This window comes from Streptomyces sp. NPDC093089 (assembly GCF_044754405.1).
In the GTDB taxonomy this organism is placed as follows: domain Bacteria; phylum Actinomycetota; class Actinomycetes; order Streptomycetales; family Streptomycetaceae; genus Streptomyces.
This window is the reverse complement of the sequence record NZ_JBIVPA010000014.1, coordinates 176,252-201,302: the sequence shown is the minus strand read 5'-3', so window position 1 is coordinate 201,302 and position 25,051 is coordinate 176,252. Positions and strand designations below refer to the sequence as shown.

The window sequence follows — 25,051 nt, the reverse complement described above, 5'->3', positions numbered from 1 at the left end:
GTGCCCGGGGGCGAGCGCGGCGGAAAAAGTCCGTACCGGGGGGTAGGCCTGCCCCGGGGCCTTGCTATACGTTCCGTCCAACAAGCTTGCTAGACGCGATGTCTAACAAGAGCCCGAGCCGCTCTCGCGACCCAAGGAGCCGCACCATGGCACGCAGCACCGTTCGCCCGGACAGCGAGTCCGTCACCGACACCGACGTCGCCGAGCGGCTGCTCCGTTCGGCGGCGAAGCTGTCGTACGACCCCGCCGTCGAGGTGGACTGGGACACCCCCCTCGACAAGGACTTCCACGGACAGAGCCCCGAGTGGAACTCCCTCTACGGCACCGCCTACTGGAACGAGATGACCGAGGAGCAGCGCAAGGAGCTGACCCGGCAGGAGACCGCGTCGGTCGCCAGCACCGGCATCTGGTTCGAGATGATCCTCCAGCAGATGGTGCTCCGCGACATCTACCGCATGGACCACACCGACCCCCGGTTCCAGTGGGCCCTCACCGAGATCGCCGACGAGTGCCGGCACTCCATCATGTTCGCCCGGGGCTCCCAGAAGCTCGGCGCGCCCGCGTACCGCCCCAAGCGCGCGGTGCTCGAACTCGGCCGGTTCATGAAGACCGTCGGCTTCGGCGAGGCCGCGTACGCCGGCATCCTCGTCGCCGAGGAGGTCCTCGACGTCATGCAGCGCGACTGGATGCGCGACGAACGGGTCGTCCCCTTCGTCCGCACCATCAGCAACATCCACGTCGTCGAGGAGTCCCGGCACATGAAGTTCGCCCGGGACGAGACGCGCCGCCACCTCGCCCGCGCGGGCCGGACCCGCCGCCACTTCCAGGCCCTCGTGGTCGCCATCGCCGCGTACTACATCATCACCAGCCTGGTCAGCCCCGAGGTGTACGTGCGGGCCGGACTCGACCCCGAGCGCGCCCGCCGCGAGGCCGCCGCCAACGAGCACTACAAGGCGCAGCTGCGCGCCAGCTGCGCCGGGCTGATGGAGTTCCTGGCCGACGTCGGGATGCTGACCCGGCCCGCGCTCTTCTTCTACCAGCGCGCCCACCTCGTCTGACCCCTCCGAGCCGAGCAGAGCAGAGCCGACGACATGACCTACGCGATCACCCAGACCTGCTGCAACGACGCGACCTGCGTCGCCGTCTGCCCGGTCAACTGCATCCACCCCACCCCCGAGGAACCGGACTTCGGGACCACGGAGATGCTCTACATCGACCCGAAGTCCTGCATCGACTGCGGCGCCTGCGCCGACGCCTGCCCCGTCGACGCGATCTTCCCGGCGGACCGGCTCACCGGCCCCCTGCGCGCCTACGAGGACCTCAACGCCCGCTACTACGCCGAGCGCACGCCCCCGCCGGCCCTGGCCTCGCCCAACTTCCACACCTGGGGCGAACCGTCCTTCCCCCGCTCCCTCCCCGCCGACTTCGCGCCGCTCCGGATCGCGGTCGTCGGCACCGGCCCCGCGGGCATGTACGCCGCCGAGGACCTGCTCCTGCACACCAACGCCGAGGTGACGCTGATCGACCGGCTCCCGGTGGCCGGCGGACTCCTCCGCTACGGCGTGGCGCCGGACCACCCGGCGACCAAGGGGGCCGGGGACTCCTTCGCCCGCTTCCACTCCCACCCCCGGGTCCGCATGCGGCTCGGCCTCCGGGTCGGCGAGGACGTCACGGCCGAGGAACTCGCCGCCCACCACGACGCGGTGATCTACGCGGTCGGCGCACCGGCCGACCGCCGCCTCGGCATCCCCGGCGAGGACCTGCCCGGCAGCGTCTCCGCCACGTCCGTCGTCTCCTGGTACAACGCGCACCCGGAGACCGCGGGGGACGCCGTCCGGCTCTCCGCCGAGCGGGTCGTCGTGGTCGGCAACGGCAACGTCGCCCTCGACGTCGCCCGCGTCCTCGTCATGGACCCCGCGGAACTCGCCGCCACCGACATCGCCGACCACGCCCTCGCCGCGCTCCGCGGCACCCCGGTCCGCGAGGTGGTGCTGCTCGGCCGCCGCGGCCCCGGGGACGCCGCGTACACCGGCTCCGAACTGCTCGCCCTCACGCACCTGCCCGGCGTGGAGCTGGTGGTCGACGACCGGGACCCGCGCACCGGGGCGGCGATCGACGCGGCCGCGCCCGGGACGAAGGCGGCCCTCCTGCGGGACGTGACCCGCGAGGCGGTCGACTGGACGCGGGCACCCGCGCCGGACCGCCGCCGGATCGTGCTCCGCTTCCACTCCGCCCCGGTCGAGGCGCTCGGCACCGACGGGGTGCGGGCGGTCCGGGTGACGGAGGACGGGTCGGAGTCCGGTACGGAGATCGGGGCCGGGCTGCTCGTCCGGGCGATCGGGTACCGAGGCGTCCCGCTGCCGGGGCTGCCCTTCGACGCGGCCACCGGAACGGTGCCGCACGAGGCCGGACGGGTGGCCGGGCTGCCCGGCGGCTATGTCGTCGGCTGGATCAAGCGCGGGCCTTCGGGTGGCATAGGCGCCAACCGGGCGTGCGCGGAGGAGACGGTCGGGACGCTGCTCGCGGACGCGGTCGCCGGTGCGCTGCCCGCTCCCGCGGGCACGGCCCAGGACTTCCACCGACTGGCCAGGAGCCGCAGCCGCGGTCTCGTCGACGCGCGCGGCCTCGCGGCCATCGACCGGGCCGAACGGTCCCGTGGCCGGGACGCGGGTCGCCCCCGGGTCAAGCTGGCGACGGTGCCGGAGCTCGTCGCGGCGGCGCGGGGCGGGCGGTGGCGCCGGAACGGCTGAGCGGGGCGGAGGAAGGAAAGGACGGAAGGAGGAAAGCAGGAGGAAGGCAGGGCGGGACAGGTCGTTCCGGGCCGCGGGGGATCCGGCCCGGGACGGCGGGCCGGTGCGTGCCGGACGGGTCAGACCGAGACGCCCAGGGCCTGGCGGACCACGATCGCGTCGAGCCGCACCGCGAACGGGACGACGTCCGTGAGGTCGAGCGCGACGGCCCGCTCCTTCGGCAGTTCCACCGTCACGTCGACGCAGAAGGCCAGGGCGTACATGTGCGCCCCGGTCTCCTCGTCCTGGAGGGCGAAGAACAGGTCCCGGTAGAACCGCGTGCGCTCCGCGGACTTCTCGTAGAAGGAGAGGCCGGGCTGCCCCTCCTGCGCGGCGAGGCCGGTGAAGGCCCCGACGAGTTCCCGCTCGACGGTGGCCCAGAAGCCGGCCTCCGCGCACTCCGGCGGCAGCGCCTGGCGGACGGCCTCCTTGAGCGAGAGGACCATGACGAGGACGGGGGCGTACTCCTGGAGCCCCCAGCCCCGGACCATCTTCACGACGGTGCTGTCCGGGACGGCCGCGGCGGCGTCCCGTATCGCCTCGAAGTCGAAGTCGACGGTCGCCGGCGCGATCGCCTCCTGGAACACCCGGTCGATCGACCGGGCCTGGGCGAGGTGGTCCGGTGCCACCTCGACGACGGTCCTGAAACTGGCGGCCAAAGCTCCTCCTGGAAGATCGGGATGATCTCGGTGATCAAGGAGGGGTCAGTATGCCGAGGCGGCCCCGCCCCGGTGGGGCGCGTCCGCCGTGCGGACAGGGGGCCGGTTCCGCCGACAGCGGGCCCCGCCTCGCGGGCAGGGGCCCGGCCGCCGCGGGACCTCGCGGCCCGGCCCGGCCCGTACGGGAGACGGTTCAGCCGCGGCCGCGGCGGGGCTTGGCGCTCTTGCCGCGAGCCGCACCACCGGTGGCGCCGCCGCCCTTGCGGGCCGCCCCGCCCTTCCCTGCCGTACGGGCTCCGCCCTTGGCGCCGCCCTGCTTGGCGCCGCCCGACTTCGCACCGCCGGGTCGCGCGGGCTTCCGCTGGTCCTTGCGTGGCTGCTTCTGGCCCTTCATCTCCTCGGCGCGGCGGCCCCGGGTGCTGTTCACCGTGCGGCCGCGCACGATCCCGATGAACTCCTCCACCAGGTCCGGGGCCTCGTCGGCCGCCGGCCACGAGAGGGCCACGCGCGACTGCGGGACGCCGTCGAGCGTGCGGTACGTCAGGTCCTTGCGGTGGTGCAGCCGGGCGAGGGACTGTGGGACGGCGAGCACGCCGACGCCCGCCGCGACCAGCTCGATCGCGTCGGCGGTCGTCTCGGGGCGCTCCATCGCGGGGCGGCCCGGCGGCTGCTCCCAGCCGAGGGTGTCGTCGAGGGGGTGGAGGACGAGCTCGTCGGCGAGGTCGCCCACCGAGATGAGCTCGACCTGCGCGAACAGGTGGTCCTTGGGGACGACGACGACCGTGGTCTCCTCATAGAGGGGAATGGCGCTGAGGTCGTCCCCGTCGACGGGCAGCCGGACGAGTCCGGCGTCGGCGGCACCCTCCCGCAGCAGCCCGAAGGCCTCGGCGGGGGTGGCCGACAGAAGCGTCAGGGGTACGTCGGGAAGGCGCTCGTTCCAGATCCGCACCCACTTCGAGGGCGTCACGCCCGGCACGTACACGAGCCGGAAGGAGGGGGTCGAGGGGGATTCCGCGGGGGAATCCGGGAGGGAAACGTCCGAGCCTGTCACCCCGCAAGGCTACCGGTAGCGGACGTGGTCGGAGGTCGCCCGCATGCTCGATACCCTTGACACCATGACGTCGCACCAGAACACCCAGACGATGAAGCCCGCGACCGCGGCGAAGAAGCTGGGTGTGTACCTCGAGGCCACCCCCGCCGACTTCCAGGAGGGTGTGGTCTCGCGCGCCGAGCTGACCGAGCTCCAGGCCAACCCGCCCGCCTGGCTCCAGGAGCTGCGCGAGAAGGGTCCGCACCCCCGCCCGGTCGTCGCCAACAAGCTCGGCGTCTCCATCGCCGGTCTCGCGCGCGGCGGGATCACCGAGCCGCTCACCACCGAGCAGATCGAAGCGATCAAGCAGGAACTGCCCGAGTGGCTGAAGAAGGAGCGCGCCACCCAGTCGGAGGTCCGCAAGGAGACCGTCCGCATCAAGGAGCGCGACGCGGAGCGCGCGCGCCGCAGCCAGGACGCCTGACCCGCACCCACGCCGTGCCACGCCGGTCCGGACCGAGGAGGTCCGGACCGGCGTGGCGCGTGTCCGGGTGAGGGAGGCATCCCCCCATGAGTGACACGAGCAGCACGTACGGCGCGAACACCGCGGCCGAGCCGCCGGTGGTCGTCGGCGTGGACGGGTCCGAGCACAGTCTGCGCGCCCTGGAATGGGCCCTGAGCGCGGCGGAGAGCCTGGGGGCTCCCCTGGTCGTCGCCCACGTGCGGTCCGACGCGCTGCAGCTGGGCGCGGCCCGGATCGCCTCCCTCGGCGCGGACCCGGAGCTCCCCGACACCGTCCTGAAGGGCGTGCGGAACGTCGTCGAGGGGCGCGGGCACTCCGCTCCGGTGCGGTACGCGTCCCTGGACGGGTCCGTGACCGACGCCCTGCCTGCGGCCGCGCGCGGCGGCCGGCTCCTGGTGACCGGCTCACGGGGGCACGGCGGCTTCGCGAGCCTGCTACTCGGCTCGACCAGCCGGACCCTCGCCACGACCGCGCCCTGTCCGCTCGTCGTCGTGCCGCACGAGGCGCGGGCGGCCGCCCTGGAGGGCGGGGCGGAGGCGGGCCGGGTGCTGCTCGGCCTGCACCCGGAGGAGACCCCGGACGAGGTGGTGGACTTCGCCTTCGAGGCGGCGCACCACCGGGGCGTGCCGCTGGAGGCGGTGACCGCGCTCCGGCTGCCCCCTCAGCCCGGCGCCCTGATGGCGGCTCCGTCCCCGGCGCTCCAGGTGCCGCCGCCGCTCCCGATGGCCGACGACGGCGCGGAACTCGTACGGGAGGCGGAGCGGGAGCAGGAGGATCGGCTGCGGCCGTTCGCCGAGCGGTGGCCGGGGGTCCGTCTCGTCCCCGTGGTGGAGCCGGGGGACGCGGCGGGGCGGCTCGTGGAGGGTTCGCGGGACGCCGGCCTGCTGGTGGTGGGGCGGCATCACCGGCACCACCTGGGTTCGCTGCTCATCGGTTCCGTGGCGCACGCGGTGCTGCACCACGCGCACTGCCCGGTGGCGGTGGTGCCGTCGGCGTCGGAGGGCTCCGGCGGGTGACCGGGAATACCGGTGGATGACCGAGGCGACCGGTGGGTGACCGAGGTGACCAGTGAGACCAGTGGGACCGGCGGGTGACCGGGGGCGGCAGGCGACCGGGGACATGACAGTCCCCGGCGGTCCGGGTCGGTTCGCGCGGTCGTCGGCCGTCGCCGACGGCTCCGCTCCCGACCGGCCCCGCCGGGGGCCTGGCCAGAGCCTGCTGAAAGGGTCACGCGGGCCTTCGAACGTCTTCTCGGGCGGGTGCGGCTCTCTCCGGTTGTCCGGTGTAAAACATGATTCTCCTCCTTTTTTCGCCCGATTCAAGAGGTTCCTCACTTTTATTACGCTTCAGTGGTGCCTGGTACACAGGGGTCATGACCACCGAAGAAAACGCCGCCACCGCCCGCCGCAACGTCGAGCCGCCGCCCGCCCAGGCCTCCCTGGGCGCGGGGGTCGTGGTCGTCGACGACTCCGGACGGGTCCTGCTCGGCCTCGACCCGTCCGGAGTGTGGGAACTGCCCGGCGGGAAGGTGGAGCCGGGCGAGTCGATCGAGGCCGCGGTCGTCCGCGAGCTGGCCGAGGAGACCACGCTCGTCGCCGACCCCGCCGACGTCGAGGTGCTCGGGCTGGTCCTGGACGCGGTCACCTCGTCGCTGCTGACCCGGATGACCGTGGCGACGGTGGTGCGGACCTTCGGCGGGGCCCCCGCCGTGGCCGAGCCGGACAAGATCGACCGCTGGGAGTGGACGGACCCGGACCGGCTGCCGACGGCCCTCTTCCTGCCCTCCGCCCAGGTACTGCGGATGTGGCGGCCCGAACTCCCGCTGCCCGACGGACCGTTCCACCGGTACGCGATGGGGCGCCTGCCGCACTGACCCTCCGGGGCCCACCTGGCACCGGCTCGCACCGACCACCGGTCACGCTCCGTCACCGAGCGGGGTCCGGCGGCCCTGGTTAGCGTGGCTCACAGGAAACACGTCCTCGACCGGAAGAGAGAGAGTCACGTCATGGCCGCACGACCTGAAGGCACGCCGGTCTGGACCGACGCGATGTTCACCGACGTCGAGGGCGCCAAGACGTTCTACGCCGAGGTGCTCGACTGGACCTTCGGCGAGTCCTCCTCGGAATACGGCAACTACACGCAGGCCTACAAGGGCGGCAAGGCGGTCGCGGCCGTCGTCCCGCCGATGCCGGGACAGGACGGTGAACCGCAGTCGGCCTGGTGTCTGTACTTCGCCTCGCCGGACGTCGCCGCCACGGCGGAGAAGATCCGGAGCGCGGGCGGCACGGTCGTGATGGAGCCGATGCAGGTCGGCGACTTCGGCTCCATGTGCATCGCGCAGGACCCGACGGGCGTGACGTTCGGCGTCTGGCAGGCAGGGTCGCACGAGGGCTTCGAGCTGGAGGGCGAGACCGGCTCGTTCGCCTGGGCCGAGGTCTTCACCCGGGAGCCCGAGAAGTCCGACGCCTTCTTCACCACCGTCTTCGGCTACGGCTCCGAGAAGATGAAGGACATGGACTACCGGGTCTTCGACCTCGGTGGCGAACAGCCCGTGCTCGGCCGGATGAAGATGACGGCGGAGGACTTCCCGCCGGAGATCCCCCCGTACATCCAGCTGTACTTCGCCGTCGACAACTGCGACAAGGCCGTCGAGAGGGCCGAGGCGGTCGGCGGTCGCAAGGTCTTCGGCCCGATGGACAGCCCGTACGGCCGGTTCGCCGCGATCCTGGACCCGCAGGGCGCCGCGTTCGCCGTCATCGACCTGCGGACCACGGTCGGCGACATGCCCGAGATGGAGTGACCGTACGGGACACCGCCTTCGCGCGCCCGCCCCGGGACCCCATGGGCCCGGGGCGGTTCCATGAAACCCCGGGGCAGTTCCGTGCGGGTCAGGAGCCGTCGCGTACGGCGACGATGCCGTTGAACACCCCGACGTACGCGGTACCGTCGGGACCGATGGTGATCGGCGCCCAGTTGTTGTCGTACGCGAGGCCGGTGCCGGTGAAGCGCTTGAAGACCCGCCGCCCGGTGCGGAAGTCGACGGCCGTCAGGTACCAGGCGTCGATGCCGAAGGCGTTGGGCTCCTTCTCGTAGAAGTACAGCAGCCCGTTCGCGGTGGAGAGCTTCGGGACGGTGGAGGGCGAGCGGACGTCGCTCTCCCAGACGGTGTCGCAGCCGCTGCCGTCGGCGCGGACGTCGATCCGGGTCGCTCCCCCGACGACACTGCGGCCGAGGGCGAGCGTGCTCGGGTTCCCGTATCCGTAGTTGTTCTCCACGACCAGGCTGTTGCCCCAGCTGATCAGGGAGTTGTCGGTGGTCGACGCCCCGGCGCGGAACACCGGCACCTTGCAGACGAGCCGCTCCCCGGCGGGCACGTCGGCCCCCCGCCGGTAGACGAGCACGTTCATGCGGTCGTCGGCGTTGTCGGTGACGGCGACGTACTGGTCCCGGTCGCCGAACAGGTCGGGCGTCGTGCCCGAACCCTGGTTCACGGAACCGGGCTTGGTCCCGGTCCCCCGGTCGTACGCCTCGCGCCACCGCACCCGCGGAGTGCCGTCGGCGTCGACACCGAAGGCGTACAGGGCGTGGTCGGTGACGATGGAGACACCGTCCTCGGCGACGGAGAACGAGTTCTGGATCTCCTCCCCGTCGAGCCGGATCGCTCGCAGGGCACCCGTCGCCGGGTCGACGGTGCCGACGCGGCCGAGCCGGGTCACCCACCAGACGCGGCCGCCCCAGTCGGGCATCACGGAGGTGACGGGGTCGCAGACGCCGCTGGGGAAGAGGTTCGTCCAGGTGACGCAGTCGTGCGGGACCAGGGACGCGAGGTCCCAGTCGTCCTCGACGACGAACTCCCAGGCGCCGTCCGCCCGCTGGCGGTGGGCGATGCGCAGGACGTGCTGGCGCGAGTCGGCGAGCACCACCCGGTCCCGGTCGTCGAGGTAGAAGTAGGCGCCGCCCGAGGTGTCCTTGAAGATCTTCTCGAAGTCGAGGCGGGTGACGGCCTCGACGGTCGAGGACCGCTGCGGCAGCTTGTACTCGGCGAGCGTGTCCAGGGTGCGCGGGTCGAGCAGCTTCAGGAGGAAGCCGCTGAACGTGCCGCACACGGTGACGAGCCGCCCGCCCGCGTCGAAGGTGACGGTGGCGCACTCCCCGCCGATCGGGGCGATCTTCTCGCTGACGACCTCCGGATCGCGACCGAGGGGCCCGGAGTACGGGTGGGTGCCACTGCCCGCGCCGTCGGCGTGCATGCCGCTGCGCCCGTTCGGCGCGAGGTACGGGTGCTGGGCCGGAGCCCGCCCGGGAACCGGCCGCGCGGTCGCGGGGGCGCCCTCGTAGTGGTCGACGAGCCGGTGCCCGATGGCCAGGGGTATCTCCTCGGCCTGGGCGACGGGCGCCGCGCCCGCCGACAGGGTCGCCGCCAGCGCGGTGACCAGCACGAGCGCGCGCCTCCTCCCGCGGGACGATGGGGTGGTCAAGGCTTCTCCTCGGGGTCCGTACGTGCGTCGCGCCGGCGCCCGACGGTAGGCCGGGGCAGCGGAGAAGTACATGGAACCGCCTCTGTTCTCATGCGCCGTTCACGAGGTGCGCGCGTCTCCGCCCGAGATCACGAAGCCGATAATGGTGCGATGGCCGGCACAGACCTGCGCGTGGTGCCGGCCGAGGACTCCGTCGTCCTGCGGGACGGGATGGTCGAGTTGCTCACCGCCCGCGGCTGCACACCCGGCGGGGAGGTCAGGGCTTGAGGCTGGAGACCACGTTGGCGGTGGCCGCGACGCCGTTGTGGATGGTGGGCGCCATGCTGGTGCCGGCCAGGAAGAAGCCGAGCAGGGCGCAGACGATCGCGTGGGTGAACTTGAGTCCGCCGCTGCGCAGGAAGATCACGGCCAGCACCAGCAGCAGCACCACGACAGAAATGGAAACGGCCATCGGGTTCACGTCCCTCCGTCGCCGCACCGGAATTGCGGCGTTCGGCGGACAGTGTGGCGGAATGGGCGGTCCGTCCGGGCGTATGGCGGGGCGGCCATACGGGTGAGATTCGGGCGGTGTCAGCCGCGCAGGGTCTCGGCGATGCCTGGCCGGCGCACGGCGTCGACGTCCGGGTCGGCGAGCAGTCCCGCGATCAGCGCCGTGTCGCCGAAGACCTCGGTGGCGCAGAGGTCCCAGTTGGTGAGGATCAGCCAACTCCCGTCGGCGGCCCACCAGGTGGCGGGAAACCAGAGGTCCGGTGCGTCGTCGTGGTGGGCGAGCGCGTCGCCGAGCCGGCCGCGCCGGGCGACGAGCGTTTCCCCCGGCGGGGTCGACACGGGTGCCTGCGCCGCTCCGCACGGGGTGTCCGCACCCTTCGGGCCGTTCCGCACCAGGTGCTCGACGAGGCGGGCCAGGCACGCCCGGTCCATCTCCGCCGGATCGGGCCCTTCGAGGTCGTCCGCGCCCGGCACGCCTTCGAAGACCAGGTGCGAGAGGGTGCCGGGCCAGTCGGCCAGCCGACGGCCCGCCCGGGCGAGCACCTGGTCCCAGCGGAGCCGTACGGGACCGTCGTGGACGGTGTGGAGGATCCAGCAGCTGTCCTCGTAGCCGTCCTGCTGGGGCTCGTAGCCGCAGTCGGCGGCGGCGAGGGCGGCGCGCAGACCGTCGAGGGGGTCGTCCTCGGCGACGCGGGTCCACGGAGGGTTCACGGGTGCTCCTCGGCGGGCAGGCAGTCCTTCCATTCCACCGTACGGTCGCACCAGCGGTGCAGCAGGGTGCGGTCGTGGCCCACGGCGAGGAGGCCGGCGCCGGTCTCCGCGCGGTAGGCCTCGACGGCGGCGACGAGGGCGGCCGTGGTGGAGGCGTCCAGCATGGCGGTCATCTCGTCGCAGATCAGCCAGCGGGGGCGGAGGACCAACGCCCTTGCGAGGCAGGCGCGTTGGAGCTGCCCGTCGCTGACCTCGTGGGGCCGGCGGGCGAGCAGGTCGGGGGTGAGGCCGACGGTCGGGGCGAGTGCGGCGAGGCGCTCCGGGACCTCGGCGCGGCGCCGTCCGGCACGGAGGGGTTCGGAGATCAGGTCCGCGAGGGTCAGCCGGGGGTCGGCGGCGGTGCGGGGCTGCTGGAACACCACGCCGACGGCGGTGCGCTGTTCGCGCGGGGCCCGGTGGCGCCAGGCCCGCACCTCGGTGCCGTCGAGGACCAGTCGGCCGGCGTCGGGGCGGTGCAGGAGCGCGGCGACCCGGGCGAGGGTCGACTTCCCGCAGCCGCTGGGGCCGAGGAGGCCGACGGACTCGCCGGCCGCGACGGTGAGGGTGGCGCCCCGGAAGACGGGGGTTCGGCGGTCGTATCCGGCGGTGACGGCGTCGAGTTCAAGCACGGTGCTGCTCCGGGTGGTGGCAGGCCACTCCGGCCGCCGGCTCGGGTCGGGTGGCGCAGAGGCCGGTGGCGCGGGCGCAGCGCGGGGCGAAGGCGCAGCCGTCGGGCAGGTCGGTGAGTTCCGGCGGCATGCCGGGGACGGGGGTGAACGCCCGGTCGGGCAGGGCGTCGAGGAGGCCGCGGGCGTAGGGGTGGCGGGGTCCCGTGGGGCCGAAGAAGCGGTGGGCGGGGGCGACTTCGACGATCCGTCCGGCGTACATGACGGCGACCCGGTCGGCGACGCGCGCGGCGGCGGCGAGGTCGTGGGTGATGAGGAGCAGGCCGCGGCCCTCGTCGACGTGGCGGCGCAGTTCGTCGACGGTGCGGTCGACGAGTGCGCGGTCGAGGCCGGTGGTCGGCTCGTCGGCGAGCAGCACGCGGGCGTCGCCGATGAGGGCGAGCGCGGTGGCGGCGCGCTGCGCCAGGCCTCCGGAGAGCTCGTGCGGGTACCGGTCGAGGTGTCCGGCCGGGAAGGCGGCCCGCGCGGCGGCGTCCTCGGCCGCCCGGCGGCGGGCGCGGCGCGGGGCCGCGGTGAGGGCCCGTACGGTTTCCTCCAGGTGCGACCGCACGGTCCGCACCGGCGTCAGGTGTGCCGCCGGGCTCTGCGGTACGAGGCCGACGCGTCGGCCCCGCACGGTGCGGGCCAGGGTCTGCTCGCCGGCGGCGAGCAGGTCGGTGGCTCCGTGGCCGTCGCCGGCCGCGAGGACCGCCGTGCCGGAGGCGTCGGCGTTGCCCGGCAGCAGGCCGAGCAGCGCCGAGGCCAGGACGGACTTGCCGCAGCCGCTCTCCCCGACGAGCGCGAGGCACTCCCCCGCCGCGAGGTCGAAGTCGGCGTCGGCGACGGCTTCGACGGTCCTCCCGCCGCGCAGCCGGAAGCGGACCGAGAGGCCGCGGACGCTGAGGAGGGCGTCCTCGGCCCGCTCGGCGGTGACGGCCTCCAGGGCGCGCAGGACCTTGCCGTGCACCGGGTTCACAGCGACAGCTCCGATCGGCGGCGTGGGTTGAGGTGGTCGCGCCAGGCGCCGGCGAGGCCGGCGAGGGCGAGGGTGGGGACGATGAGGAGGAGGCCGGGGTAGACGGTGGGCCACCAGTGGCCGGTGAGGAGGGAGGAGCGGGCGTTCTGGACGAGGTTGCCGAGGCTGGCCTGATGGCTGGGGAGGCCGAGGCCGAGGAAGGAGAGCGCGGACTCGTGCCACATGGCGTGCGGGACCATCAGGACGGCGGCGAGTCCGGCCTGCGGGAGGACGGCGGGCAGCAGGTGCCGGACGGTGACGCGCCACCGGGTGGCGCCGCCGGAGACGGCGGCGTCGACGAAGGGGCGGGTGCGCAGCGAGAGGACCTCGGAGCGGACGATGCGGGCGGTGGAGAGCCAGTGCGTGACGGCGACGGAGGCGATGACGGGCCAGACGCCGGGGCGGAAGAGGGCGACGACGAAGATGCCGAGCAGCAGGTGCGGCACGGAGGAGAAGGCGTCGACGAGCCGCATGAGGGTGCGGTCGGTCCGGCCGCCGAGCGCGCCGGCCGCGGCTCCCACGGCGGTGCCGGCGACGGCGGCGACGAGCGCGGCGACGAGTCCCACGAGGAGGGAGATCCGCAGGCCGTGGACGCAGCGCAGGAGGAGGTCGCGGCCGAGGTCGTCGGTGCCGAAGGGGTGGTCCCAGGACGGCGGGAGGAGCTTGCGGGAGAGGTCGACGGCCTGTTCGTCGAGCGGGACGAGCGGGGGCACGAGCAGGACCGCGAGGGCGACGGCGGCGACCGTCGCTGCGGAGGTCCACAGCCGGACGCGATGGCTGCGGGGGTCAGCCATCGAAGCCCACCCTCGGGTCCGCGAGCCCGTACAGCAGGTCGGAGAGGAGGTTGCCGAGGAGTACGGCTCCGGTGGCGAGGACGGTGAGCGCGGCGAGCAGCGGGAAGTCGACGGAGGTGGCGGCCGTGACGGTGGCCGCGGCGATCCCGGGCCAGCTGAAGACGGTCTCCACCAGCAGGGCGCCGGTGATGAGTTCGGGGACGCGGGAGCCGACGAGGGTGAGTACGGGCAGCATGCCGGAGCGGAGGGCGTGCCCGGTGAGGACGGTGCGTTCGCGCAGGCCGCGGGCGCGGGCGCCGCGGACGGGGTCCTCGTCGAGGGCGTCGCCGACGCCTTGGCGGACGTAGAGGAAGAACCACGGCAGCTGGGAGGTCCCGAGGACCAGGGCGGGCAGCACGAGGTGGCGGGCGACCTGGTCGGCGGTGACGGTGTCGGTGGCGGTGTCGGTGAGTCCGCCGGCGGGCAGCACGCCGAGTTCCAGGGCGAAGAACCAGACGGCGAGCAGGCCGAGCCAGTAGGCGGGGGCGGCTTCCAGGGTGTACGCGGCGGAGCTGACGGCCCGGTCCAGGAGGCCGCCGCGGCGGCGTCCGGCGAGGACGCCGAGGAGGGTGCCGAGGGCGAGGGCGATCAGGAAGGCGGTGGCGGCGAGGAGGACGGACCAGCCGAGGCGTTCGCCGATGACGTCGGCGACGGGCCGGCGCATGACCGCGGAGTTCCCGAGGTCGCCGGTGAGGGCGGCGGTGAGCCACTCCCACCAGCGGGTGAGGAGGGGCAGGTCGGCGCCGAGGTTGGCGCGGAGCTGGTCGAGGTTCTCCTGCGAGGCGGTGAGTCCGGCGGTGCCGGCGTAGGCCTTGACGGGGTCGAGGGGGGAGGCGTCGGCGACGGCGAACACGGCGAAGGTGACGGCGAGGAGGACGGGGACGGCGGCGAGGGCGCGGCGGCCCGTCATCCGCGCCACGGCCGCCCAGGGGAGGCGGCGGCTCACCGCTTCGGCTTCCAGTTCTCGACGTTCCACCAGGGGCCGGAGGCGAGGCCGTGGTCGTGCGGTTCGACCTGGGTGTCCAGGCCGTCCCAGCGGTCGTTCACGACGTACAGGTGGTCGATGTGGGTGAGGAAGGTGTAGCCGGGGTTCTTCGCCAGTTCGCGCTGGACGGTGTCGTAGGCGGCGCGGCGCTCGGCGGGGTCGTTCGTGCGGCGGCCGTCCTCCAGGGCCCGGTCGACGGTCTCGTCGTCGTACCGGGCCATGTTGTTGAAGCCGTCGCCGGCGAGGGAGGACTTCAGGAGGGGGTACTGGTCGAAGTCGGGGTCGCCGGGCGAGCCGCCGCCGGCGAGGACGGCGTCGGTCTTCATCCGGGGTTCGATGACCTCCCAGGTGCCGGCCTGGGTCGTGATGTCGATGCCGGCCTTCCTGGCGTCGGAGGCGTAGGCGAGGGCGTGGTCCTGCCGGAGCTTGTCGCCGGAGAGGTACCAGAGCGGGAACGCGGCGCGGACGCCGTCCTTGACGCGGACGCCGTCGGGTCCGGGCTTCCAGCCGGCCTCGTCGAGCGTCTTCTGCGCGCCGGCGAGGTCGTGGCGGCGTTCGGTGCCCTTCGCGAACCAGGGGCTGTCGGTGGGGACGGGTCCGTAGGCGGGCTTTCCGGCGCCTTCGAGGATCTTGTCGACCATGGCCTGCCGGTCGACGGCGAGGTCGAGGGCGCGGCGGACGGCGGTGTCGCCGGTGACCCGGTGGTGGGTGGGGAGGGTGACGGTGCGGTAGTCGTAGGTCTTCGCGGTGTACGTCTTCTTCGCCGGGTCGTTCGCGAATCCGGCGGCGAGGTCGGGCGGCAGGACGGCGCCGTCGAGGTCGCCGGCGCGCAGCCGGGTGGCGCGGACGTCGTCGTCCTTGACGACGGCCATGGTGAACCTCTTCACCGCGGGCGCGCCGTCCCAGTAGGCGGGGTTGGCCTTGAAGGTGAGCTTCTCGCCCTTGGACCAGCCGGTGAGGACGTACGGTCCGGTGCCGATCGGCTTCGCGGTGAAGGCGCCGGTGTTGACGTCCTGCTTCGCGGCGACGTGTTCGGGGGCGATGGCGTGGACGGTGCGCTCGGCGAAGGGCGCGTAGGGGTACTTGAGGGTGAAGACGACGGTGTCGTCGCCGACGGCCTCGACCTTCTCGACCGCGTCGAGTTCGGTGCGGGAGGCGTTGTTCGTCTTCGGGTCGAGGATCGTCCGGTAGGTGAAGACGACGTCCTTCGCGGTGAAGGGCGCTCCGTCGCTGAAGGTCACGCCCCCGCGGAGGGTGTACGTGTACGTCAGCCCGTCCGCGCTGATGTGCGGCAGCTTCGCGGCGAGGGCCGGGCGCAGCTTCATGTCGGCGTCGAAGGCGAGCAGCCCGTCGAAGATCTTGGAGTTGCCGTCCTTGCCGTAGCCGAGGAGCGGGCTGAGGGTCTCGGGTTCGTGGGCGATGCCGACGACGGCGGAGTCCTCGGGCCCGGCGGAGCCGCCGGCGGTGGCGCCGGGGTTCGAGCAGGCCGCGGTGGCGAGGGCGAGCGCCCCGGTCACGGTCACTGCGGTGGCTCGGCGGACGGGTCGGGCGGCCATCGGGTCCACACCCCTTTTGAAGATCGACTGCTATTGCGAACAGCTCGCAATTAAACAGCAGGCAAAAGGGGTGCGGACACCGGGGGCCCCTTACACGGAGGGTCCGGCTCCGTTACTCGGGTGCCGGAAGGTCCACCATCGCGGCGACCGCGTCCTGGTGGCGGCCCGCCGAACCGAGCGCGATCTGATCGGACTTGGCCCGCTTGAGCGCCAGGTGGGCCGGGTGCTCCCAGGTCATCCCGAGCCCGCCGTGCAGCTGGACGCACTCCTCGGCCGCGCGGACCGCGACCTTCGAGCAGTAGGCCTGGGCGATCGCCACGGTGAGCGGCGCGTCCGGACTGCCGGTGGCCAGGGCGTCGGCGGCGGCCCTGGCCACCGCCCGGGCGCCGACGACGTCCAGCCAGAGCTGGGCCATCCGGTGCTTGAGCGCCTGGAAGGAGCCGACGGGGCGGTTGAACTGGTGGCGCTCGCGGGTGTGCCGGACGCTCTCCTCCAGACACCACTCGGCGAGCCCGAGCTGCTCGGAGGCGAGCAGGCCCGCCCCGGCCAGAAGGCCGCGCCGCACGGCCGCGCGCGCCGCCTCGGCCCCGGCGAGCCGGGTGCCGCTCCCTTCCGGCGCGGTCACCCGGGCCAGCGGCCGGGTGAGGTCGAGCGGCGTCTGCGGCTCGACCTCGGCCTCCGCGGCCGGGACGGCGTACAGCCCGTCGGCGCGCGGCACCAGGAGGACGTCGGCGGCGACCGCGTCGGCGACGCCGGTCACCGAGGGGCCGGACGGCGGCTCCGCGCCGGGCCCCGCCGAGAGGGGCGCCGCGAGCACCGCGACCGTGCCGCCGCCCGCGACGCGGGCGAGCAGCTCGGGGACGGCCGGGGAGCCGGCCTCGGCGCCGTCCTCGACCAGGGCGAGGAGGGTCTCGGTGGCCACCACCGCGCTCGTCAGGTACGGCACCGGGGTCACTGCGCGGCCCAGCTCCTCCAGGACGACCGCCGCCTCGCGGTGGCTCGCGCCCTGGCCGCCGAGCTTCTCGGGGACGAGCAGTCCGGCGGCGCCGATGTCGGTCGCGAGGGCCGTCCACACGCCCGGCACGTAGGGCTGGTCCGCCTCGACGCGGTCGAGCACCGCCCGGTGGTCCGCCCGGTCGGCGAGCAGGGCGCGGACGGCCGCCCGCAGGTCGTCCTCGGTGTCGGAGTAGAGGAGGTCCGGAGAGTGCGTCATCGGGCGAGGTCCTTCCAGGCGACGTCCTTGTCGTTGCGGGGCTCGGGGGGCAGGCCGAGGACCCGTTCGGCGACGATGTTGAGGAGGACCTCGGTCGTGCCGCCCTCGATCGAGTTGCCCTTGGAGCGCAGGTAGCGGTAGCCGGCGTCGCGTCCGGTGAAGTCGACGAGTTCGGGGCGCACCATCTCCCAGTCCCCGTACAGCAGCCCCTCCTCGCCGAGGAGTTCGACCTCGAGGCCGCTGATGGCCTGGTTGAGCCGGGCGAAGCCGAGCTTCATGGCGCTGCCCTCTGGGCCGGGCTGGCCCGCGACGAGCTGCTGGCGCAGCCGTTCGCCGGTGAGGCGCGCCACCTCGGCGTCGACCCAGAGGTCGAGGAGCCGCCGGTGCAGGTCGTGGGTGCGCAGCTCGGGGCGTTCGCGCCAGGTGGCGGCCGCCTTCCCGATCATGCCGCCCTCGCGCGGGATGCGGGCGCCGCCGATGGAGACCCGCTCGTTCATGAGGGTGGTCTGCGCCACGCGCCAGCCGTCGCCGACCTCACCGAGGCGGTGCGCGTCGGGGATGCGCACGCCGGTGAGGAAGACCTCGTTGAACTCGGCCTCGCCGGTGATCTGGCGCAGCGGCCGGACCTCGACCCCGGGGTCGGTCATGTCGCACACGAAGTAGGTGATGCCCCGGTGCTTGGGGACGTCCGGGTCGGTGCGGGCGATGAGGATGGCCCAGCGGGCGACGTGGGCGCTGGAGGTCCACACCTTCTGCCCGTCGACCACCCAGGAGTCGCCGTCCCTGACGGCCCGGGTGCCGAGCGCGGCGAGGTCGGAACCGGCGCCGGGCTCGCTGAAGAGCTGGCACCAGACCTCCTCCCCCACCCACAGGGGCCGGAGGAAGCGGCGCTTGACCTCCTCGGAGCCGTAGGCGAGAAGGGTGGGGGCGGCCATGCCGAGGCCGATGCCGATGCGGCGCGGGTCGTTGTCGGGGGCGCCCGCGGCGGCCAGCTCGGAGTCGACGACGGCCTGGAGGGCGCGGGGCGCGGCGAGTCCGCCGAGGCCCACGGGGTAGTGCACCCAGGCGAGTCCGGCGTCGAAGCGGGCCTTCAGGAAGTCGGTGCGGTCGGTGGTGGCGGGCGGGTGGTCGTCCAGCAACCGCCGGACGAGGGAGCGGAGTTCCTCGGCGTCCGTCACGCGTTCGGTGTCGGTCATGCGGAAGCTCCTTCCGGGAGGACGACGAGGCGGCCGGTCGTGGTGCCGTCGGCGACCCGCTGGACGGCGTCGGCCGCGCCCGCGAAGGGGACGCGTTCGCCGATGAGCGGCTTGATCAGGCCCTTGGCCGCGTAGGCGGTGAGGGTCTCGTGGCAGCGGCCGATGGAGGCCGGGTCCTTCGCGGCGTACAGGCCCCAGTGGAGGCCGAGGACCGAGTAGTTCTTCACCAGGGCGTGGTTGAGGGCCGGGGCGGGGACGGTGCCGCTCGCGAAGCCGACGATCACGATCCGGCCCTCGAAGGCGACGCACTTGGCGGACTGCTGGTAGGCCTCGCCGCCGACGGGGTCGTAGACCACGTCGGCGCCGCGGCCGCCGGTGACGGCCTTGACTGCGGCGACGACGTCCTCGGTGCGCCGGTCGATCACGAGGTCGCAGCCGAGGGCACGGGCGACGGCCGCCTTCTCGGGGCCGCCGACGACGCCGATGACGGTGGCGCCGGCGGCCTTGCCGAGCTGGACGGCGGCGCTGCCGACGCCGCCGGCCGCCGCGTGGACGAGGAGGGTCTCGCCCTCCTGGAGGGCGGCGCGGCGGTGCAGGCCGAACCAGCCGGTCTGGTAGCCGATGTGGAGCGCGGCGGCCTCGGCGTCGTCGAGCGCCTCGGGGGCGGGGAGCAGCCCGGCGGCGTCGGCGAGGGTGTACTCGGCGAAGCCGCCGTGCGGGAGGGCGGTGGTGGTGATGACCCGGCGGCCGTCCTCGGTCTCGGCGCAGACCTCGACGCCGGGGGTGAAGGGCAGCGGGGGCCGCACCTGGTAGTGGCCGCGGCAGAGCAGCGCGTCGGGGAAGTTGACGTTCGCGGCGCGGACCTTCAGGAGGACCCGGCCGTCTCCGGGCACGGGAGGCTCCACCTCCTCGCGGCGCATCACCGCGCCCGGTTCGCCGTTCTCGTACACACGCCATGCCTGCATCCGGAATGCCTCCTCCGTACCGAGCGGTCGGTGGCATACTAAGCGGTCGCTTGCTCCGGAGGGAACGGGTCAGCCGGACTTCTTGGGGCGCGCCCTGACGTGCATCCGCTCCCCCTGCGGCCCGAACAGGCTCAGGAACTCCACCGGCCCGTCGGCCGTCGGCCCGAACCAGTGCGGCACCCGCGTGTCGAACTCGGCCGCCTCCCCCGCCGCCAGGACCACGTCGTGCTCGCCCAGCACCAGCCGGAGCTTCCCGGAGAGCACGTACACCCACTCGTACCCCTCGTGCACCCGCGGCTCCGGGGCCTCGTGCGGCTTCTCCTGGACCACCTTGTACGCCTGGAGGCCGCCGGGCTGCCGGGTCAGCGGGTACATCGTGCGGCCGTGGCGCACGATGGGCTTCGCCCTGACCCGGGGGTCGCCCACCGCCGGGGCGCCGACCAGCTCGTCGAGCGGCACCTGGTGGGCGCGGGCGAGCGGCAGCAGCAGTTCCAGGCTGGGCTTGCGCTGCCCGGACTCCAGCCGGGAGAGGGTGCTCACGGAGATGCCGGTCGCGGCGGACAGCTCGGCCAGGGTCACTCCGCGGTCGCGGCGGACCCGGCGGAGCCGGGGGCCCACCTCGTTCAGCACGGCGTCGATGCGATCGTCTTCGGTCATGCCTCCAGTGTTGCAGAAACGGCAACATTCCTTGCCGCACCCATCCGTCCTGACCGACGCTCGGCCCATGGACACACGCACGAACGACATCGAAGGCCCCTACGACGCGGTGGTGGTCGGCGGCGGCGCGGCCGGACTCAGCGCGGCGCTGATCCTCGGCCGGTCACGGCGCCGGACCCTGGTGGTCGACGCCGGCGAGCCGCGCAACGCGCCCGCGGCGCACATGCAGGGCGTCCTGTCCCGGGACGGGGCGAGCCCGGCGGAGTACCTGGCGGCCGGGCGGGCGGAGATCGCCGCGTACGGGGTGGAGTGGCGGGCCGGCCGGGTGACCGGCGCGGCGGCCGACGGACGCGGCGGCTTCACCGTCGACCTCGCGGACGGGACGGTCGTCGGCGCGCGGCGGCTCGTCGTGACGACCGGCCTCGTCGACGAGGACCTGCCGGACGTCGAGGGGCTCGCCGACCGGTGGGGGCGGGACGTGCTGCACTGCCCGTACTGCCACGGCTGGGAGGTCCGCGACCGGCCCTTCGGCGTGATCGCGCACCCGGAGTCGCCCGTCCACCAGGCACTGGTGGTCGCGCACTGGTCGAAGGACGTGACCCTCTTCCTGCACACCGCCGCCGAACCGTCCGCGCGGGACGCGGCGCTGCTCGACGCGGCCGGGGTCGAGGTCGTCCGGGGCGCGGTGGCGGGGCTGGTCGTGGCGGACGACCGGCTGACCGGCGTGCGGATGGCCGACGGACGGATCGTCCCCCGCTCCGTGGTCTTCGCCGCGGCCGCGCGCCTCGCGCCGCGCGACGGCGTCCTGCGCCGACTGGGCGCCGAGCTGCGGACGACGCCGTTCGGGGAGTTCGTCGCCGTCGACGAGACCGGCCGGACGAGCGTGCCCGGCGTGTGGGCGGCCGGGAACGTGACGGGCCCCCACGAACAGGTGGTCAACGCCGTCAGCCGGGGCTACCGGGCCGGCGTCGCCGTCAACGGCGAGCTGCTGCTCGCCGACCTGGAGGCGAAGGCGGCCGGTCGGCCGACCGGATGAACCCCCGCGGATGCGGCTGCGCCCTCCCGGCGGAAGGACGAGGATCGGTCATGGTGGCCGCACTCGGCCGGCGACGACGGAAGGACGGAACACCTCCCATGCTCGGTACGCAGTTCACCCAGGGCTCCCCCAACTGGATCGACCTCGGCAGCCCCGACACCGTGGCGGCCGCCGCCTTCTACGGCTCCGTCTTCGGCTGGGACTTCGAGTCCGCCGGTCCCGAGGCGGGCGGCTACGGCTTCTTCCGACAGGACGGGATGACCGTCGGTGCCCTCGGCCCGCTCACCGAGGAGGGCGCGCACAGCGCCTGGACGGTGTACTTCCAGACCCCGGACGCCGACGCCACCGCGAAGGCCGCCGAGGACGCCGGCGGCACCGTGCGCGTCGCGGCCTTCGACGTCATGGAAGCCGGCCGCATGGCCTGCCTCACCGACCCGGGCGGCGCCGAGTTCGCCGTCTGGCAGCCGGCGGCCGTCCGGGGCCTGGAGCGGACCTCGTCGACCAACACCCTCGTCTGGGCCGAGCTGCACGTCGCCGAACCCGAGTCCGTACTCGGCTTCTACCGCACCCTGTTCGGCTGGCGCTGGGCGGAGATGGAGGCGCCCGGCATGACGTACCGGGTGATCTCCACCGCCGACGGCGACCAGGAGGACGCCTCGTTCGGCGGCGTCGCCGAGCTCCAGGGCCCGACGCCGCACTGGGTGCCGTACTTCGCCGTCGAGGACGCCGACGCCGTCGCCCGGTCGGCGCAGGGCAACGGCGGCTCGGTGCTCATGCCCGCGGCCGACATCCCGGACGTCGGCCGGATCGCCTGGCTCGCCGACCCCTTCGGCGCGACCTTCGCGGTCCTGAAGCCCGCGCCGATGGGCTGACCGTCCGCCGGGGCGGGCGGGCGCGGCGGCACCGGGTTCACCCGCTCCGGCGCGCGGTCCGTCAGCGGGCGAACAGCTCGAAGGCCACCGCGGGGCGCCCGCCGAACCGGTCCGCCGCGCGCCCCGTCGCCGAGGTGAGGAACGACCTGACGTACTCCTCCGGATCCTGGTCCGTCAGGCCCTCGATGTACGCGCGGTGGCAGAGCAGCGAGCGGACCGCGCGGTCCAGGCCCGGGCCAGCGTCGACGGCGTGCGTCGGGGTGGCGGACGCGGCCACCGCCACCCAGCGCACTCCGCCCCAGGGCTCCAGGCCCTGCTCGGTCAGCTCGGGGAAGATCCAGCGGTTGCCCGCGTCGGCGGCGGCGTCCAGGGTGGCGCGCCCGACGGCGAGGTGGTCCGGCGTGTTCCAGGGGGCGCCCGGGCCGCCGCCCCAGGTGTCGCGGTGGTTGAGGGTGAGGACCAACTCCGGGCGGTGGCGGCGGATCGCGGCCGCGATGTCGCGGCGCAGCCCGAGCCCGTACTCGATCACCCCGTCGCGGTGGTCGAGGAACTCGACCGTGTCCACGCCGACGACGGCGGCGCTGTCGCGCTGCTCCCGCTCGCGCAGCGGCCCGCAGACGTCCGGGGCGAGCGCGTCGATGCCGGCCTCGCCCCGCGTGGCGAGGACGTACACGACCTCCTTCCCGGCATCCGTCCACTCCGCGACGGCCGCCGCGCAGCCGTACTCCAGGTCGTCGGGATGGGCGACCACGGCGAGCGCGCGCTGCCAGTCGCCGGGCATCTCCAGGAGGTCCGTGGCATGGGTGTCGATCATGACCGCAGGATACGGGCCGCGTCCGCCGCCGTCGGGCGGAACGAACCGGAGAGGATCACCGACCGCGAGACGTGCCGGGGGCGGTCGGGGTTGAGGCCGCGCCGGGACGCCAGCGCCACGGCGAGCCGCTGGGCGCGGACCAGCGCGGCGACCGGGTCGATGGCGTCGGCGGCGAACAGGGCGCCCGTGGACTCCACTTCCTCCCGCAGGCCCGAGGGCGCGGGACCGAGGCACCACACGAGGCTGGCCCGGTCGCTGATGCTGATCGGGCCGTGCCGGTACTCCATCGCCGCGTACGACTCCGTCCAGACGCGGGCCGTCTCGCGGAGTTTGAGGGCCGCCTCGTCGGCGAGTCCGACGGTCCAGCCGGTGCCGAGGAAGGTGAACTGGCCGCGCCGCTCCCAGAGCACGGGCAGCCGCTCGTACAGCACGAGTTCGGCGTCCGCGATCGACGGCCCGAGGTCCACCCCGAGCCCCGCCCGCAGGAGTTGGAGGGCCGTGGTGGCGAACCGGGTCTGGACGACGGAACGTTCGTCGGCGAAGCCCAGGTCGACGATCCGGTCGGCGAGCCGCCCGGCGGGGCTCTCCGGCACCCCGGTGAGGACGAGGGCCGGGACGCGGCCGGCGGCCGCGGCGAGCAGGTCGAGGACCTCCGTGGTGGTGCCGGAGCGGGTGAGGGCGACGATCCGGTCGTAGCCGCGGCCCAGCGGGGTGGTGTCCGAGGCGGGGAAGGCGTCGGTCTCCCCCGCCCCCAGGGACTCGCGCAGGGCGGCGTAGGCGCGGGCGATGAAGTACGAGGTGCCGCAGCCGACGACCGCCACGCGCTCGCCGCGGGCCGGCAGCAGGCCGCCGTGCCGGCCGGCGACGTCGGCGGCGCGGCGCCAGCAGTCCGGCTGGCCGGCGATCTCCGCGCTGACGTGGGTGCTCATGTCCGGGTCCTCTCCTCGCGGGCTCCCCTCACGGGGTCCGGACCGAGTTCTACCGGCATCCGTCGGGAGCACACCATGTGCATCGGGTGGTCACCGCTTGGACTTTTGCGCGGCCGTGCCCCGCGGGGTCGGACCCGCCGCGGGTCAGGCCTCGCCGCGGGGTCGAAGCGCGCCGCGGGGTCAGGCCTCGCCGCGGGGTCGAAGCGCGCCGCGGGGTCAGGCCTCGCCGCGGGCCAGGGACAGGAGCCGGTCGAGCACGCGCGGCCCGCCGGCCCGCACCCCGTCGTGCTCGAACTCGTCGGTCACCCAGGTCCGCAGTCCGCGCACGGCCCGCGCCGTCTCCAGGGAGTGCGCGGTGTCCACGTACATGTCGTCGTGGTAGACGGCGGCCGCGACCGGGACCTCGTTGGCGGCGAGGCGCTCCGGGTCGTAGAGCGGTGTCCAGTCGTCGCGTTCGGCGAGCCGCTCGGCGGTCTCGCGGAGCGGGCGCAGGGCGGGGTCGGTGGTGAAGTGCCAGGGGTGGACGGTCTCGCCGGTGAAGAGGAGCGGCGCGCCGGACGCCAGGGCCGCACGGGCGTCGAACTCGGGGTACTCCGCGCGGACGCGTTCGGCGGCCCAGCCGGTGGGCCCCAGGCCCTGGGCGTAGATGGCCTCGTGGAGCACGGCGTAGAGCGGGTGCCCCGCGTACGAGAGGTGCGCCTGGACCTGCTCCAGGAAGGCGTCGGCGAGCGCGGGGCCGGCCGGGGTGGGGACGAAGGCGCCCTCCAGGAGCAGGTGGAGCTGGTGGGTGCCGTCGCCGGAGCCGAGGAGGATGCCGAGGGACTGGAAGGCCTCGGCGGTGAGGAGGCCGCCGCCGGGCAGGGTGACCTCGCGGTCGAGGAGGTGGGCGACGATCGCGCGGGCCCGTTCGGCGTCCTGCGGGTAGCGGGCGAAGTGGGCCTCGTTCTTGCGCCGGACGCGGGGGTAGGCGGCACGGTAGACCTCGTCCGCGGTGGCGTCCAGGGAGGGCAGGCCGCCGGTGACGAGGACGGTGTCGAGGCCCTCGGGCGCGGTGGAGAGGTAGTGGGTGGCGCAGAAGCCGCCGAAGCTCTGGCCGAGGACGGTCCAGGGGGCGCCGCCGGTGAGCCGGCGGCGGATCAGCTCGCAGTCCTTGACGATGGAGTCGGCGCGGAAGTGGGCGAGGTAGTCGGCCTGCTCGGCCGGGGTGCCGCGGAGCGGCAGGGTCTGGCGGTTGGCGGGGGTGGAGCGGCCGGTGCCGCGCTGGTCGAGGAGGAGGACGCGGTACTCCCGGACCGCCCGGCCGAGCCAGGCCTGCGGTCCGATGAAGCGACGGGCGCCGAAGCCGGGTCCGCCCTCCAGGTAGACCAGCCAGGGCAGCCGTTCGCGGTCCTTCTCCGCCGGTCCGCTCGCGACGACCTCGCGGCCGTAGACCTCGATCCGCTCGCCGTCGGGGCGGGCGTGGTCGAGGGGGACGGGGAATCGGTGGTCGGTGAGGACGAGTCCCGGCTGCCGGTAGGTGGTCACGCTGTGCCTGCTCCTGTTCGGTACGCCCCCGCGAGGACAGTGGATCACACGGCGGGGGCGTACCGGGGGCCGG

Annotated in this window: 25 protein-coding genes; 8 read left to right on the top strand and 17 right to left on the bottom strand. The window is 74.1% G+C overall.

From position 1 onward, the window contains the following. Positions 1–146 precede the first annotated feature (146 nt). Together ACIQFX_RS30205 and ACIQFX_RS30200 are read left to right on the top strand one after the other, a co-directional pair. Complete coding sequence (locus ACIQFX_RS30205) at positions 147–1,058, top strand: diiron oxygenase (RefSeq protein ID WP_402469812.1); 912 nt, start codon at positions 147–149, stop codon at positions 1,056–1,058. Between the two features lie 33 nt (positions 1,059–1,091). Continuing rightward, positions 1,092–2,750: an FAD-dependent oxidoreductase gene (locus ACIQFX_RS30200; RefSeq protein WP_402469809.1), complete on the top strand. Its 1,659-nt coding sequence runs from the start codon at positions 1,092–1,094 to the stop codon at positions 2,748–2,750. A gap of 119 nt (positions 2,751–2,869) precedes the next feature. Here the strand turns inward: ACIQFX_RS30200 and ACIQFX_RS30195 are convergent, their stop codons facing one another. Together ACIQFX_RS30195 and ACIQFX_RS30190 are read right to left on the bottom strand one after the other, a co-directional pair. After that, on the bottom strand, positions 2,870–3,448 hold the full coding sequence (locus ACIQFX_RS30195) for a Type-2Aa cytolytic delta-endotoxin (RefSeq protein WP_402469806.1): 579 nt from the start codon (positions 3,446–3,448) through the stop codon (positions 2,870–2,872). A 193-nt stretch (positions 3,449–3,641) separates the two neighbouring features. After that, positions 3,642–4,499, bottom strand: a complete 858-nt coding sequence (locus ACIQFX_RS30190) for a LysR family transcriptional regulator substrate-binding protein (RefSeq protein ID WP_402469804.1) — start codon at positions 4,497–4,499, stop codon at positions 3,642–3,644. 64 nt (positions 4,500–4,563) lie between these two features. Between ACIQFX_RS30190 and ACIQFX_RS30185 the strand changes: the two genes are divergently transcribed. From ACIQFX_RS30185 to ACIQFX_RS30170, 4 genes are all read left to right on the top strand, one after another. Then, positions 4,564–4,962, top strand: coding sequence for a DUF5997 family protein (locus ACIQFX_RS30185; protein ID WP_402469802.1), 399 nt, complete (start codon positions 4,564–4,566; stop codon positions 4,960–4,962). Positions 4,963–5,048: 86 nt separating this feature from the next. Beyond that, positions 5,049–6,017 carry a universal stress protein gene (locus ACIQFX_RS30180; RefSeq protein ID WP_402469799.1) on the top strand — a complete coding sequence of 323 codons (969 nt, stop codon included), beginning with the start codon at positions 5,049–5,051 and terminating at the stop codon, positions 6,015–6,017. Between the two features lie 356 nt (positions 6,018–6,373). Then, positions 6,374–6,874 carry an NUDIX hydrolase gene (locus ACIQFX_RS30175; protein WP_402469797.1) on the top strand — a complete coding sequence of 167 codons (501 nt, stop codon included), beginning with the start codon at positions 6,374–6,376 and terminating at the stop codon, positions 6,872–6,874. A gap of 132 nt (positions 6,875–7,006) precedes the next feature. Further along, complete coding sequence (locus tag ACIQFX_RS30170; RefSeq protein WP_402469795.1) at positions 7,007–7,801, top strand: VOC family protein; 795 nt, start codon at positions 7,007–7,009, stop codon at positions 7,799–7,801. Between the two features lie 88 nt (positions 7,802–7,889). Here ACIQFX_RS30170 and ACIQFX_RS30165 read toward each other — a convergent pair whose 3' ends face one another. From ACIQFX_RS30165 to ACIQFX_RS30110, 12 genes are all read right to left on the bottom strand, one after another. Beyond that, positions 7,890–9,479 (bottom strand): hypothetical protein, encoded by a 1,590-nt coding sequence (locus ACIQFX_RS30165; RefSeq protein ID WP_402469793.1) that lies wholly within the window; start codon positions 9,477–9,479, stop codon positions 7,890–7,892. 256 nt (positions 9,480–9,735) lie between these two features. Then, a complete protein-coding gene (locus tag ACIQFX_RS30160; protein ID WP_402469791.1) occupies positions 9,736–9,930 on the bottom strand; it encodes a hypothetical protein in 195 nt (64 codons plus the stop codon). Between the two features lie 119 nt (positions 9,931–10,049). Further along, positions 10,050–10,679: a hypothetical protein gene (locus ACIQFX_RS30155; RefSeq protein ID WP_402469788.1), complete on the bottom strand. Its 630-nt coding sequence runs from the start codon at positions 10,677–10,679 to the stop codon at positions 10,050–10,052. Next, complete coding sequence (locus ACIQFX_RS30150) at positions 10,676–11,347, bottom strand: ABC transporter ATP-binding protein (RefSeq protein WP_402469784.1); 672 nt, start codon at positions 11,345–11,347, stop codon at positions 10,676–10,678. Before ACIQFX_RS30150 ends, ACIQFX_RS30155 begins: the two co-directional genes overlap by 4 nt. Beyond that, on the bottom strand, positions 11,340–12,350 hold the full coding sequence (locus ACIQFX_RS30145) for an ABC transporter ATP-binding protein (protein ID WP_402469975.1): 1,011 nt from the start codon (positions 12,348–12,350) through the stop codon (positions 11,340–11,342). Before ACIQFX_RS30145 ends, ACIQFX_RS30150 begins: the two co-directional genes overlap by 8 nt. A gap of 5 nt (positions 12,351–12,355) precedes the next feature. Beyond that, positions 12,356–13,192 carry an ABC transporter permease gene (locus tag ACIQFX_RS30140; protein ID WP_402469782.1) on the bottom strand — a complete coding sequence of 279 codons (837 nt, stop codon included), beginning with the start codon at positions 13,190–13,192 and terminating at the stop codon, positions 12,356–12,358. Continuing rightward, positions 13,185–14,177, bottom strand: a complete 993-nt coding sequence (locus tag ACIQFX_RS30135) for an ABC transporter permease (RefSeq protein ID WP_402469779.1) — start codon at positions 14,175–14,177, stop codon at positions 13,185–13,187. Before ACIQFX_RS30135 ends, ACIQFX_RS30140 begins: the two co-directional genes overlap by 8 nt. Beyond that, positions 14,174–15,772 (bottom strand): ABC transporter substrate-binding protein, encoded by a 1,599-nt coding sequence (locus ACIQFX_RS30130; protein WP_402469777.1) that lies wholly within the window; start codon positions 15,770–15,772, stop codon positions 14,174–14,176. The genes ACIQFX_RS30135 and ACIQFX_RS30130 overlap by 4 nt, the downstream gene beginning before the upstream one ends. Before the next feature lie 112 nt (positions 15,773–15,884). Then, complete coding sequence (locus ACIQFX_RS30125) at positions 15,885–16,985, bottom strand: acyl-CoA dehydrogenase family protein (RefSeq protein WP_402469774.1); 1,101 nt, start codon at positions 16,983–16,985, stop codon at positions 15,885–15,887. Then, a complete protein-coding gene (locus tag ACIQFX_RS30120) occupies positions 16,982–18,163 on the bottom strand; it encodes an acyl-CoA dehydrogenase family protein (protein WP_402469973.1) in 1,182 nt (393 codons plus the stop codon). Before ACIQFX_RS30120 ends, ACIQFX_RS30125 begins: the two co-directional genes overlap by 4 nt. Before the next feature lie 14 nt (positions 18,164–18,177). Then, on the bottom strand, positions 18,178–19,146 hold the full coding sequence (locus tag ACIQFX_RS30115; RefSeq protein WP_402469772.1) for an NADPH:quinone oxidoreductase family protein: 969 nt from the start codon (positions 19,144–19,146) through the stop codon (positions 18,178–18,180). Positions 19,147–19,215: 69 nt separating this feature from the next. After that, positions 19,216–19,803, bottom strand: a complete 588-nt coding sequence (locus ACIQFX_RS30110; protein ID WP_402469769.1) for a helix-turn-helix domain-containing protein — start codon at positions 19,801–19,803, stop codon at positions 19,216–19,218. 67 nt (positions 19,804–19,870) lie between these two features. Here ACIQFX_RS30110 and ACIQFX_RS30105 point away from each other — a divergent pair, with 67 nt between their 5' ends. Next, a complete protein-coding gene (locus ACIQFX_RS30105; RefSeq protein ID WP_402469767.1) occupies positions 19,871–20,839 on the top strand; it encodes an NAD(P)/FAD-dependent oxidoreductase in 969 nt (322 codons plus the stop codon). A gap of 98 nt (positions 20,840–20,937) precedes the next feature. Then, the gene (locus ACIQFX_RS30100; RefSeq protein WP_402469764.1) at positions 20,938–21,711 is read left to right on the top strand and encodes a VOC family protein; all 774 of its coding nucleotides are present in this window, start codon (positions 20,938–20,940) and stop codon (positions 21,709–21,711) included. Positions 21,712–21,772: 61 nt separating this feature from the next. Here the strand turns inward: ACIQFX_RS30100 and ACIQFX_RS30095 are convergent, their stop codons facing one another. The 3 genes from ACIQFX_RS30095 to ACIQFX_RS30085 form a co-directional block, all read right to left on the bottom strand. Continuing rightward, complete coding sequence (locus ACIQFX_RS30095) at positions 21,773–22,525, bottom strand: PIG-L deacetylase family protein (protein ID WP_402469761.1); 753 nt, start codon at positions 22,523–22,525, stop codon at positions 21,773–21,775. Beyond that, a complete protein-coding gene (locus ACIQFX_RS30090) occupies positions 22,522–23,454 on the bottom strand; it encodes an SIS domain-containing protein (protein WP_402469758.1) in 933 nt (310 codons plus the stop codon). Before ACIQFX_RS30090 ends, ACIQFX_RS30095 begins: the two co-directional genes overlap by 4 nt. A 216-nt stretch (positions 23,455–23,670) precedes the next feature. After that, the gene (locus ACIQFX_RS30085; RefSeq protein WP_402469756.1) at positions 23,671–24,978 is read right to left on the bottom strand and encodes an alpha/beta fold hydrolase; all 1,308 of its coding nucleotides are present in this window, start codon (positions 24,976–24,978) and stop codon (positions 23,671–23,673) included. Between the last annotated feature and the right edge of the window lie 73 nt (positions 24,979–25,051).